The sequence below is a fragment of the Streptococcus oralis genome, from assembly GCF_003944215.1.
In the GTDB taxonomy this organism is placed as follows: Bacteria; Bacillota; Bacilli; order Lactobacillales; family Streptococcaceae; genus Streptococcus; species Streptococcus oralis_BI.
The window spans coordinates 65467-82644 of the sequence record NZ_RJVZ01000001.1 but is presented as its reverse complement, the minus strand read 5'-3'; the positions used below and the strand labels follow the sequence as shown (position 1 = coordinate 82644).

General features: G+C 43.5%; 18 protein-coding genes. 15 read left to right on the top strand and 3 right to left on the bottom strand.

Features of this window, described 5'->3' with window-relative positions:
• Positions 1 to 12: 12 nt before the first annotated feature.
• A complete protein-coding gene (locus D8804_RS00520; RefSeq protein ID WP_125398464.1) occupies positions 13 to 975 on the bottom strand; it encodes an asparaginase in 963 nt (320 codons plus the stop codon).
• A 65-nt stretch (positions 976 to 1040) separates the two neighbouring features.
• Between D8804_RS00520 and D8804_RS00515 the strand changes: the two genes are divergently transcribed.
• Complete coding sequence (locus tag D8804_RS00515; protein WP_125398463.1) at positions 1041 to 2426, top strand: Cof-type HAD-IIB family hydrolase; 1386 nt, start codon at positions 1041 to 1043, stop codon at positions 2424 to 2426.
• Positions 2427 to 2461: 35 nt separating this feature from the next.
• Here the strand turns inward: D8804_RS00515 and D8804_RS00510 are convergent, their stop codons facing one another.
• The gene (locus tag D8804_RS00510; protein WP_000079158.1) at positions 2462 to 2914 is read right to left on the bottom strand and encodes a universal stress protein; all 453 of its coding nucleotides are present in this window, start codon (positions 2912 to 2914) and stop codon (positions 2462 to 2464) included.
• Positions 2915 to 3080: 166 nt separating this feature from the next.
• Here D8804_RS00510 and D8804_RS00505 point away from each other — a divergent pair, with 166 nt between their 5' ends.
• From D8804_RS00505 to D8804_RS00490, 4 genes are all read left to right on the top strand, one after another.
• A complete protein-coding gene (locus D8804_RS00505; protein ID WP_084948406.1) occupies positions 3081 to 3380 on the top strand; it encodes a hypothetical protein in 300 nt (99 codons plus the stop codon).
• A gap of 142 nt (positions 3381 to 3522) precedes the next feature.
• Positions 3523 to 4737: a pyridoxal phosphate-dependent aminotransferase gene (locus D8804_RS00500; protein WP_000666480.1), complete on the top strand. Its 1215-nt coding sequence runs from the start codon at positions 3523 to 3525 to the stop codon at positions 4735 to 4737.
• Positions 4738 to 4881: 144 nt separating this feature from the next.
• Positions 4882 to 5016: a 50S ribosomal protein L34 gene (rpmH, locus tag D8804_RS00495; protein WP_000831905.1), complete on the top strand. Its 135-nt coding sequence runs from the start codon at positions 4882 to 4884 to the stop codon at positions 5014 to 5016.
• A 143-nt stretch (positions 5017 to 5159) separates the two neighbouring features.
• Positions 5160 to 7121, top strand: a complete 1962-nt coding sequence (locus tag D8804_RS00490) for a peptide ABC transporter substrate-binding protein (RefSeq protein WP_125398462.1) — start codon at positions 5160 to 5162, stop codon at positions 7119 to 7121.
• A gap of 91 nt (positions 7122 to 7212) precedes the next feature.
• Here D8804_RS00490 and D8804_RS00485 read toward each other — a convergent pair whose 3' ends face one another.
• Positions 7213 to 9057, bottom strand: coding sequence for an APC family permease (locus D8804_RS00485; RefSeq protein ID WP_125398461.1), 1845 nt, complete (start codon positions 9055 to 9057; stop codon positions 7213 to 7215).
• A gap of 150 nt (positions 9058 to 9207) precedes the next feature.
• On the opposite strand from D8804_RS00485, the gene D8804_RS00480 reads away from it, so the two are divergent.
• The 10 genes from D8804_RS00480 to D8804_RS00435 all read left to right on the top strand — a co-directional run bounded on the left by D8804_RS00480 (position 9208) and on the right by D8804_RS00435 (position 17169).
• Entirely contained in the window at positions 9208 to 9981 is a 774-nt protein-coding gene (locus D8804_RS00480) for a TatD family hydrolase (RefSeq protein ID WP_125398539.1), read from the top strand.
• On the top strand, positions 9981 to 10544 hold the full coding sequence (gene rnmV / locus D8804_RS00475; protein ID WP_125398460.1) for a ribonuclease M5: 564 nt from the start codon (positions 9981 to 9983) through the stop codon (positions 10542 to 10544). The genes D8804_RS00480 and rnmV overlap by 1 nt, the downstream gene beginning before the upstream one ends.
• 11 nt (positions 10545 to 10555) lie before the next feature.
• Positions 10556 to 11410, top strand: coding sequence for an SDR family NAD(P)-dependent oxidoreductase (locus D8804_RS00470; protein WP_125398459.1), 855 nt, complete (start codon positions 10556 to 10558; stop codon positions 11408 to 11410).
• Positions 11411 to 11603: 193 nt separating this feature from the next.
• Positions 11604 to 11939, top strand: a complete 336-nt coding sequence (locus D8804_RS00465; RefSeq protein ID WP_125398458.1) for a ubiquitin family protein — start codon at positions 11604 to 11606, stop codon at positions 11937 to 11939.
• Positions 11936 to 12808 carry a 16S rRNA (adenine(1518)-N(6)/adenine(1519)-N(6))-dimethyltransferase RsmA gene (rsmA, locus tag D8804_RS00460; RefSeq protein ID WP_125398457.1) on the top strand — a complete coding sequence of 291 codons (873 nt, stop codon included), beginning with the start codon at positions 11936 to 11938 and terminating at the stop codon, positions 12806 to 12808. The genes D8804_RS00465 and rsmA overlap by 4 nt, the downstream gene beginning before the upstream one ends.
• 1 nt (position 12809) lies before the next feature.
• Positions 12810 to 13688: a ribosome small subunit-dependent GTPase A gene (gene rsgA / locus D8804_RS00455; RefSeq protein WP_125398456.1), complete on the top strand. Its 879-nt coding sequence runs from the start codon at positions 12810 to 12812 to the stop codon at positions 13686 to 13688.
• Between the two features lie 10 nt (positions 13689 to 13698).
• The gene (gene rpe, locus D8804_RS00450; protein ID WP_125398455.1) at positions 13699 to 14355 is read left to right on the top strand and encodes a ribulose-phosphate 3-epimerase; all 657 of its coding nucleotides are present in this window, start codon (positions 13699 to 13701) and stop codon (positions 14353 to 14355) included.
• Positions 14318 to 14980 (top strand): thiamine diphosphokinase, encoded by a 663-nt coding sequence (locus tag D8804_RS00445; protein WP_125398454.1) that lies wholly within the window; start codon positions 14318 to 14320, stop codon positions 14978 to 14980. The genes rpe and D8804_RS00445 overlap by 38 nt, the downstream gene beginning before the upstream one ends.
• 1 nt (position 14981) lies before the next feature.
• On the top strand, positions 14982 to 16238 hold the full coding sequence (locus D8804_RS00440) for a DNA recombination protein RmuC (protein WP_185774007.1): 1257 nt from the start codon (positions 14982 to 14984) through the stop codon (positions 16236 to 16238).
• Positions 16228 to 17169 (top strand): 3'-5' exoribonuclease YhaM family protein, encoded by a 942-nt coding sequence (locus D8804_RS00435; RefSeq protein ID WP_125398452.1) that lies wholly within the window; start codon positions 16228 to 16230, stop codon positions 17167 to 17169. The genes D8804_RS00440 and D8804_RS00435 overlap by 11 nt, the downstream gene beginning before the upstream one ends.
• Positions 17170 to 17178 lie beyond the last annotated feature (9 nt).

The window sequence follows — 17178 nt, the reverse complement described above, 5'->3', positions numbered from 1 at the left end:
TGATTTTCAATTTTAACCTTCCATGTAATTGCGAAGTTCTTGTCCTTTTAGCCCGGCGTTGATAGCAATTAATAATTTGAGGCGAGCTTTTTGAGCATTGAGTTCTTTGACAAATAGAACACCAGAATTTTGTAATTGAACTCCTCCACCTTGGTAGGCGTAGACGGGCTCCGCAATTCCGTTAAAACAACGTGAGACCAAGGCGACTGGAATGCCTTTTTGGAGGAGACTTTCTAATTTTTGAGCTGTTTCTTTGGGTACATTACCTGCTCCAAAAGCTTGAATGACTAATCCATCTAGGTGATCTAGGTCAAGCATATCGATCAGCTCGTCTGTCATACCGGCATAGGCAGAGATGATGGGAACCAGACCTTGAATATGTTCGAGATCAAAACGGACACGAGGCTCAGCTGTTTTGAAGTAGAGGATTTCTTGCTTCATGATGAGACCGAGAGGTCCGTGAGTAGGAGTTTGAAAGGTACCGACGTTGGTGGTATGGGTTTTGGTAACATACTTGGCCGCGTGGATTTCATCATTCATGACGACCAGCACACCCTTGTCGGCTGCTTTGTCATCGCTGGCAACTCGTAAAGCACTCAGATAGTTGTATACACCGTCGCTACCGAGTTCGTTGGAACTACGCATAGCTCCTGTTAGAACGATGGGCATGTGGGGGATTTCCATGGTATCAAGGAAATAGGCAGTTTCTTCTAGCGTATCTGTTCCATGTGTGATGACAACCCCATCGTAGTTTTCTGCCTCCTCTTTAATCTTATGATAGAGGGCTAGCATATGTTTAGGTTTGATATGGGGACTCGGTAGGTTAAAAAAGTCTAGGGCATGAACCTCAATCCCTTCAAGTGGATTGGATACATGGTTCATGGGATTGTCCTGACTAGTTACAACGGCACCAGTGGCGTCTGCTTGCATGGAAATAGTCCCACCTGTATGTAAAACAAGGATTTTCTTAGGCATGATTTACTCACTCTCTCTGAAATGTGGTATAATCATTGTAACACAAAAGGGGAGAATGAGATAGGATGGAAGTCAAAGCTGTTTTTTTTGATATCGATGGAACTCTAGTCAACGATCGTAAGAGTGTTTTGAAATCCACTAAGGACGCGATTAGGATTGTGAAAGAACAAGGGGTGCTTGTTGGAGTGGCGACAGGACGGGGGCCTTTCTTTGTCAAGGAATTGATGGAGGATTTAGATCTGGATTTTGCAATAACTTATAACGGACAATATATCTTTAATAAAGAAAAAGTCTTATTTGCTAGCCCGATTGCCAAGTCAAGTCTGCGTCAACTGATTGCCTATGCTAAAAAGGAGCGTAAAGAAATCGCTCTTGGAACTGAGCATGCCGTTGTTGGTTCGAAAATTATGTCATTTGGTCTCGGATCCTTTTCACAGCTGGTTAGCCGTTTCATTCCAACTGGCTTAACAAGAACCGTTAGCCGTTCCTTTAATCGAATGGTCAGCAAGGCAGTTCCTCAAAAGGAAGATGACCTACTTCGTTTGATCAATGAGCCAATCTATCAAGTGTTAATGCTAATGACACCAGAAGAATCTGAGAAAGCTGCAAGTGATTTTGACGACTTGAAATTAACTCGAAGCAATCCCTTCGCTGCGGATATCATTAACCAAGGAAATTCCAAACTAGAAGGCATTCGTCGAGTTGGGAAAGAGTATGGTTTTGATCTCAACCAAGTCATGGCCTTCGGAGATTCAGACAATGACCTGGAAATGTTGGCAGGTGTTGGTATGTCTGTAGCTATGGGAAATGGCAGTAGCAGCGTCAAAGAAGTTGCCAAGCACATTACAGCAAGTAACCAACAAGATGGCATCCACAAGGCGCTCGAGCACTTTGGTGTTTTGGCTTCAGAAAAAGTGTTTGTCAGTCGGGACTACCACTTTAATAAAGTCAAGACCTTCCATCACATGATGGATGAACGAACTCAGGAAGAACCACAGGCATGGGATGTTGAAGGTGCAACCCATCGCGCAGACTTTAAAATTGAAGAATTAGTAGAGTTTGTCCGCGCGGCAAGTTCTTCGGAGGAAGAATTCCAGCAGGCACTTAACAGCATGCATGCGGCACTTGATAAGGCGGCCGAAAAGGTGAGGCAAAAAACGCCTGCCCAAAAAGATCTAATCGGGCAGGTTGATGCCTTAATCGATACACTGTATTTTACTTACGGCAGTTTTGCCTTGATGGGAGTGGATCCAGAACGCATCTTTGATATTGTGCATGAGGCAAACATGGGGAAGGTTTTTCCTGATGGAAAAGCCCATTTTGATCCAGTTACACATAAAATCTTAAAACCAGATGACTGGGACGAAAAATATGCTCCAGAACCTGCTATCAGAAAGGAACTGCAGCGTCAGCTCAAGGCTTATGAGCGACATAAAGAGAGAAATAAGTAAGAAAAAAGGGAGCCTAGCAGGCTCCTTTTGTGTTCCTATAATGTTTTTTCTTGTTCTCTCACGACGAGCAAATCAACTTTTGCGTGGCGGAGAATATATTCAGATGAAGAACCGACTAAGAGGCGTTCAAAGGCATTAAGACCTGTTGCACCGACGAGAATCAGGTCAACATTTTCTGCGTCTGGAATGGTACGGGCAAGGAGGGTTTTCGGATTTCCCATTTCGATGACGATGTGAATATCCGTCACACCCGCATCTTTTGCACGTTTTTCGTACTCTTTCATCAAACTTTCAGCGTCGACTTGGAGTTCTTCGTAAACTTCAGCATCAAAGGTGGACACGCTTTGAAGAGCGCGTGTGTCAATAACATGGGCAATGGTGAGCTTGGAATCATTGCGTAGAGCAGTGTAAACACCTTTAACAAAAGCCAAGTCTGCCTCTTTAGAACCATCAATTGCAACCATAACATTTTGGTAACGTTGTGCCATAATGAAACCTCCTGAAATTTTCTTACTTTTATTGTAATCCTTTTCACTAAAGAAGTAAAGTAAAAATCATATTTAAATAAATATTATCGGAGATTCGATTTGGTGGAGATATGTTAAAATAAAAGAAAATGGGATATTAGGAAACCTAGTGAAGGGATGAGAAAGTATGAAAGAGTCTGTTCAAGCTTCTAAAAAAATCAGTCTTCTTTATCATGGAATTATCCTTGCATCACTTGTAGGAGAAGTAGTGATGCTTTGGCAACTGGAAAGAGTCATGCCTGTTCTCTATCGAGGTTTTGTTGGATTTCTTCTCTTTCACCTAGTCTACCACATCATTTTATTTGTGATTGCAAAGAGAAGTGGTCGCTTGGACTATTTGATCACGTGGGGGCTCTTTCTCATGTTTAATCTTTTGTATGATTCCTTTTTAGCATTAGTCTTTCTAGGTTTGTCTTTTGGTATGTGAGAAATGATTCTTCCTTCTAGTTATTTAGAAGGTGAGAACCTAGTCGTTGTGAGTTTTTTCTTTGTTTGCTCATTTCAGGAAACTTGTCGCAATCCCTTTCTAGTGGTATAATGTTACTATCTCGATGAATTGAGGAAACAAGATGAAAGAATATAACAAGTCTAGTAAGTTAGAGCATGTTGCTTATGATATCCGTGGTCCTGTTTTGGAAGAAGCCATGCGAATGCGAGCAAACGGAGAAAAGATTTTACGTCTGAATACAGGGAATCCAGCAGAATTTGGTTTTACAGCACCAGATGAGGTCATTCATGACTTGATTATGAATGCGCGTGATAGCGAAGGGTATTCTGACTCTAAAGGGATTTTCTCAGCCCGTAAGGCCATCATGCAGTATTGCCAACTGAAGAACTTCCCCAATGTGGACATTGATGATATCTACCTTGGAAATGGTGTCAGTGAGCTGATTGTCATGTCTATGCAGGGGCTTTTGGATAATGGCGATGAGGTCTTGGTGCCTATGCCAGACTATCCTCTCTGGACGGCTGCTGTCAGCCTAGCTGGGGGAAATGCGGTTCACTATATCTGTGATGAAGCTGCAGAATGGTATCCTGACATTGACGATATCAAGTCAAAAATCACTTCCAATACCAAGGCTATCGTCCTTATCAATCCGAACAACCCAACTGGAGCCCTTTATCCTAAAGAACTCCTGTTGGAGATTATTGAAATCGCTCGTCAAAACGACTTGATCATCTTTGCGGACGAAATCTATGACCGCATGGTGATGGATGGGCATGTGCATACGCCTGTGGCGAGCTTGGCACCAGATGTCTTCTGTGTCAGCATGAATGGTCTGTCAAAATCCCACCGTATCGCTGGTTTCCGTGTAGGTTGGATGGTCTTGTCTGGACCGAAGACCCATGTTAAAGGCTATATCGAAGGTCTTAATATGCTGTCCAATATGCGCCTTTGCTCCAACGTTTTGGCCCAGCAAGTTGTACAAACCTCACTAGGAGGTCACCAGTCGGTGGACGAATTGCTCCTTCCTGGTGGTCGTATCTATGAACAAAGAAACTTTATCTATAATGCCATTCAAGATATTCCCGGTTTGTCTGCAGTCAAGCCGAAGGCGGGTCTTTATATCTTCCCTAAAATTGACCGCAATATGTATCGCATCGATGACGATGAACAATTCGTTCTTGATTTCTTGAAGCAGGAAAAGGTTCTCTTGGTTCATGGTCGCGGATTTAATTGGCAAGAGCCAGACCATTTCCGTATCGTTTACCTCCCTCGTGTGGACGAATTAGCACAAATCCAAGAAAAGATGACTCGTTTCTTGAAACAATATCGTAGATAGGGCTTTCATAGGAAAAGCTCTAAAACATTTGCTTGGAGCTATTGACAAAATTGGCAGAATCAGATAGAATAGTAAAGTATGTTTAGTAACTGATCACTTTATAGCCGGCTAAACGAATACAAAATCTATGAGGAGGTATTCATCGTGAAACGTACTTATCAACCAAGTAAACTTCGTCGTGCGCGCAAACACGGATTCCGTAACCGTATGTCAACTAAAAACGGTCGTCGCGTATTGGCAGCTCGTCGTCGTAAAGGACGCAAAGTTTTGGCTGCATAATCCAAACGAATTCAACAAAGAAGTCAGTAGGAACTCGAGTCTACTGGCTTTTCTTTTTCCTATAATATCAGTCTGTAAATGCTTTATATTTTTGCTGAAATAGTGTATAATATCTCACATACTATAAAAAATGGAGAACAGTTATGAAGAAATCAAAAGCCCTCCTACTAGGGGCTGGAATTTTGAGCGCAAGCTTCTTGATGGCGGCTTGTAGTTCGGCACAATCAAATACAGATAAAACCTACTCTTATGTATTTGCAAGCAATCCAGATACATTAGACTATATCACTTCGACACGTGGCTCGACCTCTAGCATTACGACAAACTTGATCGATGGTTTGTTGGAAAATGATAAGTACGGAAACCTCGTCCCTTCTATGGCAGAGTCGTGGACAGTATCAAAAGATGGTTTGACTTATACCTACAAAATCCGCCAAGGGGCTAAGTGGTATACCTCTGAAGGAGAAGAATACGCTGAAGTGACAGCTCATGACTTTGTGACGGGTCTCAAGTATGCAGCGGATAAAAAAGCTGAGAATTTGTACTTGGTACGGGATTCGATCAAAGGTTTGGCAGATTATGTCGAAGGGAAAACATCTGACTTTGAGACGGTTGGAGTCAAGGCAGTGGACGACTATACTCTCCAATACACCTTGAACAAGCCAGAGTCTTATTGGAATTCGAAGACAACAGGGGGGATTTTGAGTCCTGTTAATGAAGCCTTTTTGAAATCTAAGGGTGATGATTTTGGAAGTGTTACCCCATCTAGTATTCTGTCAAATGGGCCATACTTGTTCAAGTCTTTCACATCAAAATCTTTAATTGAGTTTGAAAAGAACCCCAATTACTGGGATAAGGACAATGTCAAGATTGAGAAGGTAAAACTTTCCTTCTATGATGGTTCAGACCAAGATAGTTTGGCTCGAGGATTCTTAGAAGGCAACTACACAGACGGACGTATTTTCCCGACAAGCTCTGTCTTTGACCAGCTGAAAAAAGGGAATGAAGATAAGATTACCTATACTCCTCAGGATGCTGTGACTTTCTACTATCTCTTCAATGTCAACCGTCAAAGTTACAATCAAACCATGAAACAGACGGATAAAGAAAAAACAGATTCGCGTCTAGCTATGCAAAATAAAGACTTCCGTCAGGCGATTAACTTTGCCTTTGACCGTCATGCCTACGCTGCCCAGACAAATGGAGAAGATGGAGCTGACCGTATCCTTCGAAACACTGTCACACCAAGCAACTTTGTTCAAATCGGTGGAAAGAATTTTGGAGATGCTGTCAATGAAAAGATGGTCAACTATGGTACAGAGTGGTCAAATATTAATCTGAATGACGCGCAACCTGCTTTCCTGAATGCTGATAAAGCCAAGGCAGAATTTGCCAAAGCCAAAGAAAGTTTGCAGGCAGAAGGTGTGACCTTCCCTATCCATTTAGACATGCCGGTAGACCAGACTGCCAAGTTGGATGTACAGCAAGCAAGTTCTTTCAAGCAGACGGTTGAAGAAACACTTGGATCAGATAATATTGTTATCGATGTGATTCAACTTTCTCCAGACGAGAAAGACAATGCAACCTTCTTTGCTGACACAGCTGAACAAAAGGACTATGACATCGACATCTCAGGCTGGAGCGGAGATTACTCTGATCCTAAGACCTATCTTGACCTCTTGGATCCAGACTCTGGTTCTCAGTTAAAAAATCTTGGCTTGACTCCAGGAAAAGACAATGATGTCAAGGAAAAACTCGGTCTCTCTACCTACAAGAAGTTGTTGGACGCAGCAGACAATGAGGTTGAAAATACTCAGACTCGCTATGAAAAATTTGCTGAAGTTCAAGCTTGGCTAACAGATAGTGCTCTCTTTCTGCCAGTTCAAAGTGGAGGAGCTAATCCAATCTTCCGTAAGACTGTACCGTTCACAGGAGCCTTCTCATTTGTCGGACACAAAGGGGATGCGGACAACTACAAATACCTTGAGTTGCAAAAAGATCCCGTGACTGCGAAACAGTACCAAGAACTTTATGAAAAATGGCAAAAAGAAAAAACTGAGTCCAATAAGAAAGCTCAGGAAGATTTAGCTAACCACATTCAATAATCTTCCTAGTCATGCTTTTTAGTTAAGCATAGTGGCTGGATTCAGAAAAAGGCCCCACCAGACGCTTTTTGGTTCTGGTAGGGCCTTTTCTTTATTCTTTTAAGTGATAGGAGTAGCTAGCGACAACGACGTCTTCGTGCCATCTGAGAGCGTATTTTAGTTTGAGGCTCATTTGATTGTGCAGGATATTTTGCCAAGGCTTGTTAGGGATAAACTGTGGGACGAGAACTGTAACGGTGTAGTTTTTTTGCTTAGCTTCTTGGGCGATTCGTTTGACATACTTAACGCTAGGGGTGATGATGTCGCGGTAGCTAGTGTTGATATTCTTCAGAGTTATATTTGGGAAGTAATCGGCAAATTCCTGAAGAATTTCTTGGTCTTTTTCCGCCGTTTCTTTAGTAGAAATGTGCATGGCTAACACTTCATCACCGATACTTTGAGCGTAGTTAATGGCTCCGACACTTACTCGAGTAACATTTCCTACTAGGACAAGGACAAGATTGCCGTCATAAGTGCGCTTTTCAATTCCTTCGTAGAGTCGCAGTTGTTTTGCCACTTTTTGGTAATGGTTGTGAATGGACAAAAAGAGGAAGGTTAAAACTAGGATAATTGGGAAGAAAGGCCAGATATCACCCAGTCTGAAGAGGAGTAAAATGAGGACAATGGCATAACAAATGATGGCCCCAAGGATATTAGCGAAGGCAGATTTTAAGAAGTTTGCTCCTTTTTCCTTTTTCCAATGGCGAATCATACCAGTCTGAGAAAGGGCAAAGGGAACGAAGACTCCGATAGTATAAAGAGGAATCAAGCGTTCAGTATTCCCATTAAAAATGAGAAGAAGGATCATAGCCCCGAAGGCCAGAGTTAAGATACCGTTGGAGTAGCCAAGGCGATCCCCTTTTTCCATAAAGAGATGGGGCATGTACTTGTTTTTGGCCATATTGTAGGCCAGCATAGGGAAGGCTGAAAAGCCAGTATTTGCAGCTACGGCTAGAATCAAGGCTGTCGAGAACTGGAAGAGATAGTAGCTAGCATGACCAAAGAATGAATCACCAAGAATGCCCTTGGCCATTTGCGAGAGGATGGTTTCTCCGTGTTGAGGCGTGATACCCATCCAATAGTTTAGGAAGGTGATGCCTGCAAAAAGAAATCCTAAAATCAGCGACATGATGGTCAAGGTCTGAGCAGCATTCTTTTCTTTCGGAGTTTTAAAAAATGGTACCGCATTTGAAATAGCTTCAACCCCTGTCAGAGAGGCAGAGCCACTGGTAAAGGCTCTTAGTAGGAGAACGATGGAAAGGCTCGGAACAGTTTGTCCAATGGTTGAAGTCGCCTGATAGTTTAGGGAACCTGTAAATAGTTGAAAGAACCCATAAAGCAAGAGAAAGACGGTACTGAAGATAAAGAGGTAGACGGGAATCATAAGAGAGCTGGCAGATTCTTTCAATCCTCTTAAATTCAAGAGCATGAGCAGGCAGACTAGGAAAATAGAGATATGAAGATTGTAGGGATGGAGGACAGGGATGGCTGCTGTAATAGCATCAGCTCCAGAAGCGACGGATACGGCTACTGTCAACATATAGTCAACAAGGAGACTGCCTCCTGCAATCAAGCCCAGTTCAGGGGAGAGATTTTCCCGAGTGACCATATAAGCTCCTCCACCTTGAGGATAGGCGTGGATGATTTGACGATAGGAAATCGTCAAACTAGCGAGGAGTAAGAGGACAAAAATACCGATAGGGAGGCTCCACCAAATAGCGAGAGGAGAGAGACTGACTAAAACGATAATGACTTGTTCAGGTCCATAGGCAATAGAAGACAGGGCATCACTGGATAACATTGCAAGTGCCTGCATTTTTCCAAGTAATCCCCCTTCGCCGTCTGTGAGAGACTTGAGTGGTCGACCGATAAAGGTATATTTTAATTTTCTAAACATTTTCTTTTCCTTTACTGAAAATTTCAATAAGTGTTATTATACTGCTTTGAAAAAAGGCAGTCAAGAGAGAATGACTGGTTTTTGGATATTTTCCAAGCCGAGGGATGCTATTTTTGGTATAATAGATGGAAGAAAATGAGGTTAGAAGAGATGATTTTTGATACGCACACACATTTAAATGTGGAAGAATTTGCAGGACGTGAGGAGGAAGAGCTTGCCTTGGCTGCTGAGATGGGTGTGACTCGGATGAATATTGTTGGTTTTGATAAACCGACCATTGAACGAGCCCTAGAGTTGGCAGATGAGTATGAGCAACTCTACGCAACTATTGGCTGGCATCCGACGGAAGCAGGCACTTACACAGATGAGGTCGAAGCTTACTTGCTTGAAAAGCTAAAACATCCCAAGGTTGTTGCCTTGGGGGAGATTGGTCTGGACTACCATTGGATGACAGCACCTAAGGAAGTACAGGAGCAGGTGTTCCGTCGTCAGATTCAGCTGTCTAAGGATTTGAATTTGCCCTTTGTGGTCCACACTCGTGATGCGCTAGAAGATACTTATGAGATTATCAAGAGTGAGAGCGTTAGTCCTCGTGGTGGGATCATGCATTCATTTTCAGGCTCTCTCGAGTGGGCTGAGAAGTTTGTCGAGCTTGGCATGACTATTTCTTTCTCAGGAGTGGTGACGTTTAAGAAAGCGACGGATATCCAAGAGGCTGCTAGGGAACTTCCTTTGGATGAAATCCTCGTTGAGACAGATGCCCCTTACCTGGCTCCTGTTCCTAAACGTGGCCGTGAAAACAAAACAGCCTATACTCGCTATGTGGTGGACTTTATCGCCGACTTGCGTGGCATGACGACAGAAGAATTAGCTGATGTGACAAGTGCCAATGCAGAGCGTATTTTTGGATTGGATAGCAAGTAATGAAAGAAAAAATATATCAAGTCATCGTAGTCGAGGGACGCGATGATACAGCCAATCTCAAACGTTATTTTGACGTAGAGACCTATGAGACACGAGGATCGGCAATCAATGATCAAGATATAGAGCGGATTCAACGCCTGCATGAACTGCATGGAGTCATTGTCTTTACAGATCCTGACTTTAACGGTGAGCGCATTCGTCGCATGATTATGACGGCTATTCCAACAGTGCAGCATGCTTTTCTCAAACGAGATGAAGCGGTTCCCAAGTCCAAGACCAAGGGGCGTTCATTGGGAATCGAACATGCTAGTTATGAGGACCTGAAAACAGCGCTGACTCAGGTGACAGAGCAATTTGAAAACGAGAACGAGTTTGACATCAGTCGCAGCGACTTGATTCGCCTTGGTTTCCTAGCGGGAGCAGACAGTCGTAGACGCCGAGAGTATCTAGGGGAACAGCTCCGCATCGGCTATTCCAACGGCAAGCAACTCCTCAAGCGGTTGGAGTTGTTTGGAGTAACTTTGGCAGAAGTAGAAGAAGTGATGGCAAAGTATTCAGTCTAACGGAGTAAGGAATGAAAAAAGTAATTATTACGGGTGGCAATAGTGGTATTGGCTATCAGGCTGCAAAACAATTAGCTGAAAAGGGGTGGTCAGTAATCCTCTTTTGTAGACGTAAGGAAGCTGCTGAGCAAGCTTGTGAGGAAATTCGTCAACAGACAGGAAATCGACAAGTAGATTATATCTTGGTTGATCTATCTGATATTAAGAGTGTCAGGAAAGCAGCGGAACAGTATATTCAAAAAGAAGACGTTCTAGACGTTCTAATTAACAATGCAGCTGATTTTGACTTATCGGTCAAAAAGCCAATTCTTAGCAAAGACGGATTGGAAAAACAATTTGCGACCAACGTGGTTGCTCCCTTTTTACTTTCTACCTTGTTGAAAGGTTTGTTGGAAAAATCTGAGAGTGGTCGGATTATTAATATTTCTTCCCAAGGGCTGATACTTTATCCTTTCATGAAGCTTGATTTTGAAAATTTAGCTGGTCAAAAACATTATAGTCCTGCCAAGACCTATTATCAGAATAAACTGGCCTTGTTGATGCTGACGCTTTATATGCGGAAACATTGGAAAGGTATCAAGGTTCCGGCAATCCGTGTGACCAATGTCAAAGTTGATATGCGGCGCTATGATCACCTCAGTGCTTTTATGAAAAATTTGTATAAAATCAAGTCAAGATTTTCGATTAGCCCGGAAGAAATGGCAAAAGTCTACACAGCTTTATCTACAGAAGATGGATATGACGGGTTTTTGTATGACGAGAAATGTAGGGAAGTAAAAGCAAATAGATTTGCTTATGAAGAAGCGGAGCAAGCAAAACTCTATTCCTTACTTGAACAACTGACCTTTTCAATAGACAATCTATAAAGAATTAGAAAAATAAATTTTATGCTTACTTCAATAGTGGAAAGAAATTTAGATATCGAGATCTGTTTGGAGAGTCCTTAAAAGTGATAACAATAACCAGATAGCCCAAAAATACAAAGGGAATGTGTTACAATAGAGGTACTTAGATTTATTTTGATAGCGTTAAAATAGAAACTTATAAGGACAGTGCGAAATGAAAATTCGAGTTGATAGAGATTCTGTATGTATGGGGGACGATGTATTGCCTCATGAGACAGAATTTGAGATTCCTGAAGATATGACGGTGAAAGATTTTTTTGATTTTCTAGAAATGGAACGTTACCTACCTTCTGTCCAAGGGAATAATGTTGCCTGGGAACTTCGTAATAGAAACGGGGAACACGGAGTTTATTTCACCAAAACACGAGAAATCATTCATCCAGATGCACTCCTAAAAGAAATGGTGGAAGGATTTGATGGAACACCCTTCTTTGTTTTGCTCTATCATTATACTCCAGAAGCTTACTATATTAGAAAAGAGAATAGATGAGAATTGCAGATTATAGCGTGACCAAGGCAGTGCTGGAGCGTCACGGTTTTACTTTTAAAAAGTCCTTCGGGCAAAATTTCCTGACGGATACCAATATCCTTCAAAAAATCGTGGATACAGCTGAAATTGATGATCAGGTTAATGTCATCGAAATCGGGCCAGGTATTGGTGCCTTGACAGAATTTTTGGCTGAGCGTGCGGCAGAGGTCATGGCTTTTGAGATTGACCATCGTTTGGTGCCAATTCTAGCTGATACCTTGCGTGATTTTGATAATGTAACAGTAGTCAACGAGGACATTCTCAAGGTCGATTTGGCGCAACATATCCAGAATTTCAAAAATCCTGATTTGCCAATCAAGGTCGTAGCAAACCTCCCTTACTACATTACGACGCCTATTCTCATGCACCTGATTGAAAGTGGCATTCCTTTTAGCGAGTTTGTGGTCATGATGCAAAAAGAGGTGGCGGATCGTATCTCAGCACAGCCAAATACCAAGGCCTACGGTAGTTTGTCTATTGCTGTGCAGTATTACATGACAGCCAAGGTGGCCTTTATCGTACCTCGTACGGTCTTTGTGCCAGCGCCAAACGTTGACTCAGCTATCCTGAAAATGGTACGCCGCCCAGAACCTGCGGTAGCTGTGGAAGATGAGCAGCTCTTCTTTAAGGTTTCCAAAGCTAGTTTCACTCATCGTCGCAAGACCTTGTGGAATAACCTGACAGGATATTTTGGCAAGACTGAGGAAGTCAAGGAAAAGTTGACCAAGGCTTTGGATCAAGCAGGTTTGTCACCAAGTGTACGTGGAGAAGCTCTCGGCTTGGCAGAATTTGCTAGTCTAGCAGATGCGCTAAAAGGACAAGGGCTCTAAGATGCAGGGACAAATCATTAAAGCCTTGGCGGGCTTCTACTATGTAGAGAGTGATAGTCAGGTTTATCAGACACGCGCGCGTGGAAATTTCCGTAAAAAAGGTCACACACCCTATGTCGGGGACTGGGTAGACTTTTCTGCGGAGGAAAACTCAGAAGGTTACATTCTCAAGATCCATGAACGGAAAAACAGTCTGGTCCGTCCGCCCATTGTCAATATCGACCAAGCTGTGGTTATCATGTCTGTCAAGGAACCTGATTTTAACAGCAATTTGTTGGATCGGTTCCTAGTTCTTTTGGAGTACAAGGGTATCCATCCTGTCGTCTATATTTCTAAAATGGATTTGCTAGAAGATAGGGAAGAATTAAGTTTTTACCAACAAACCTATCGTGCTATTGGTTACGACTTTGTGACTAGTAAGGAAGAGCTCCTGCCCTTGTTAACAGGCAAGGTTACGGTCTTTATGGGGCAGACGGGTGTTGGGAAGTCAACCCTTCTCAACAAAATCGCACCAGACCTCAATCTAGAGACGGGAGAAATCTCAGATAGTCTAGGTCGTGGTCGCCATACTACTCGAGCTGTTAGTTTTTACAATCTCAATGGTGGGAAAATCGCAGACACACCAGGTTTTTCATCATTGGATTATGAAGTGTCAACAGCAGAAGACCTCAACCAGGCCTTTCCAGAGATTGCCACCGTCAGTCGAGACTGTAAATTCCGTACTTGTACCCATACCCATGAGCCGTCCTGTGCCGTCAAGCCAGCTGTAGAAGAGGGAGCCATTGCCAGCTTCCGTTTTGACAACTACCTACAATTCCTTAGCGAAATTGAAAATCGCAGAGAAACCTACAAAAAAGTCAGCAAAAAAATTCCAAAATAAGGAGAAACCTATGTCTCAATACAAGATTGCTCCGTCAATTCTGGCAGCAGATTATGCCAACTTTGAACGTGAAATCAAACGCCTAGAAGCAACTGGAGCAGAGTATGCCCATATCGATATCATGGATGGTCACTTTGTGCCACAAATCAGTTTTGGTGCAGGTATGGTCGAGAGTCTGCGTCCCCATAGCAAGATGGTCTTTGACTGCCACTTGATGGTAGCTAATCCTGAACATCATTTAGAGGACTTTGCGCGTGCAGGTGCAGATATCATCAGCATTCACATAGAGGCAACGCCTCATATTCATGGTGCCCTCCAAAAAATTCGTTCACTCGGTGTCAAGCCATCAGTTGTTATCAATCCTGGTACACCAGTTGAAGCGATTAAGCATGTGCTTCATCTAGTTGACCAAGTCCTAGTCATGACAGTTAACCCTGGCTTCGGTGGACAAGCCTTTCTGCCAGAAACCATGGATAAGATTCGTGAGTTGGTTGCCCTTCGTCAGGAAAAAGGTTTGAACTTTGAGATCGAAGTAGATGGGGGTATTGATGATCAAACCATTGCTCAAGCCAAAGAAGCTGGAGCGACCGTTTTTGTAGCAGGATCCTATGTCTTTAAGGGAGATGTCAATGAACGAGTGCAAACTCTCAGAAAACAACTGGACTAGGGTTGCCGTTTTTGCAGGCGGAGATCGCGGTCATTATCGGACAAATTTTGATTGCTTTGTCGGTGTGGATCGAGGCTCGCTCTGGGTCTTGGAAGAAAACCTTCCTCTGGCTCTAGCAGTTGGAGATTTTGACTCTGTGACTGCGGAAGAGCGACAGGTGATTCAAAAACGTGCCCATCATTTTGTCCAAGCCCAGCCAGAAAAGGATGATACTGATCTGGAATTGGCACTTTTAACCGTCTTTGAGCAAAATCCTCAGGCTCAGGTCACTATTTTCGGTGCTTTGGGTGGTCGTATTGACCATATGCTGGCCAATGTCTTTCTGCCTAGCAATCCCAAGTTGGCCCCCTTTATGCGCCAGATAGCAATTGAGGATGGGCAAAATGTGATTGCCTATTGTCCGGAAGGGACCAGTCAACTAGAACCCCGTTCAGACTACGATTACCTAGCCTTTATGCCAGTTCGAGATAGTCAGCTGACCATTATCGGAGCTAAGTACGAATTGACAGAGGAAAATTTTTTCTTTAAAAAAGTGTACGCTTCTAACGAATATGTAGATAGGGAAGTTTCAGTGACTTGCCCAGATGGCTATGTGGTCATACTCCATAGCAAGGACAGGAGGTAGGATGGAGACTGTATTATTACTATTATTAATTGCCAACCTAGCTGGACTCTTTCTGATTTGGCAAAGGCAAGATAAGCAAGACAAGTACCTAGCCAAGAGCTTGGAGGATCAAGCAGACAATCTTTCAGATCAACTGGATTACCGCTTTGAACAAGCCAGACAAGTCAGCCAGCTGGATCAAAAAGACTTGGAAGTGGCTGTCAGCGATCGTTTGCAAGAAGTGCGAATAGAGTTGCACCAAGGCCTGACTCAAGTTAGACAGGAGATGAACGAGAATCTCCTTCAAACCAGAGATAAGACCGACCAACGCCTTCAAGCCCTGCAGGAATCAAATGAGCAACGCTTGGAGCAAATGCGCCAGACGGTCGAGGAAAAACTGGAAAAGACATTACAGACACGCTTGCAGGCTTCCTTCGAGACAGTTTCCAAACAACTGGAGTCGGTCAATCGTGGTCTGGGAGAGATGCAGACAGTTGCCCGCGACGTTGGTGCTCTCAACAAGGTTCTCTCTGGAACCAAGACGAGAGGGATTCTGGGCGAATTGCAACTGGGGCAAATCATTGAAGACATCATGACTCCTGCCCAGTACGAACGAGAATTTGCAACGGTTGAAAACTCTAGCGAGCGAGTAGAGTACGCCATCAAGTTACCTGGCCAAGGCGACCAAGAATATGTCTACCTACCGATTGACTCCAAGTTTCCACTGGCGGATTATTATCGCCTAGAAGAAGCCTATGAAGCAGGCGATAAGGACGAAATCGAACGTTGTCGCAAGTCACTCCTAGCAAGCGTTAAGCGCTTTGCCAAGGATATCAAGAGCAAGTACATAGCACCACCTCGGACGACCAATTTTGGAGTCTTGTTTGTTCCGACAGAGGGACTCTACTCAGAAATCGTCCGGAATCCGGTCTTCTTTGATGATTTGAGACGGGAGGAGCAGATTATTGTTGCTGGTCCAAGTACCCTGTCGGCCCTGCTTAACTCTCTATCAGTTGGCTTCAAAACTCTCAATATCCAAAAGAGTGCCGACCATATCAGTAAGACCCTAGCCAGTGTCAAGACCGAGTTTGGCAAGTTCGGGGGCATTCTGGTCAAGGCACAAAAGCATCTCCAACATGCCTCTGGCAATATTGATGAATTACTAAACCGTCGTACCACAGCTATCGAGCGGACGCTCCGTCACATTGAGTTATCAGAAGGTGAGCCTGCGCTTGAACTACTCCATTTCCAAGAAGATGAGGAAGAATATGAAGATTAGTCACATGAAAAAAGATGAGCTGTTTGAAGGTTTTTACCTGATCAAATCAGCTGACCTGAGACAGACACGTGCTGGGAAAAACTACCTAGCCTTTACCTTCCAAGACGATAGTGGCGAGATTGAAGGAAAACTCTGGGATGCCCAACCTCATAACGTTGAGGCCTTTACCGCAGGGAAAGTCGTCCACATGCAGGGACGTCGAGAAGTCTACAATAACACTCCTCAAGTCAATCAAATCACTCTCCGCCTGCCTCAACCTGGGGAACCCAATGATCCAGCTGATTTCAAGGTCAAGTCGCCAGTTGATGTCAAGGAAATCCGTGACTACATGTCGCAAATGATTTTCAAGATTGAAAATCCTGTCTGGCAGCGTATCGTTCGTAGTCTTTACACCAAGTACGATAATGAATTCTACTCCTATCCAGCTGCCAAGACTAACCACCACGCCTTTGAAACGGGTTTAGCCTATCATACAGCAACCATGGTGCGCTTGGCAGATGCCATTAGTGAGATCTATCCTCAGCTCAATAAGAGCCTGCTCTATGCTGGGATTATGTTGCATGACTTGGCCAAGGTTTTAGAGCTCAGCGGTCCCAATCAGACGGAGTATACAGTACGAGGCAATCTCATCGGCCATATAGCCCTCATCGATAGTGAAATTACCAAGACAGTCATGGAACTAGGCATCGATGATACTAGAGAAGAAGTGGTGCTACTGCGCCATGTCATCCTCAGTCATCATGGCTTGCTAGAGTATGGAAGTCCAGTCCGTCCACGCGTTATGGAGGCAGAGATTATCCATATGATTGACAATCTAGATGCCAGCATGATGATGATGTCAACGGCTCTAGCTTTGGTGGATAAAGGAGAGATGACCAATAAAATCTTCGCTATGGACAATCGTTCCTTCTATAAACCAGATTTAGATTAATAATTTAAG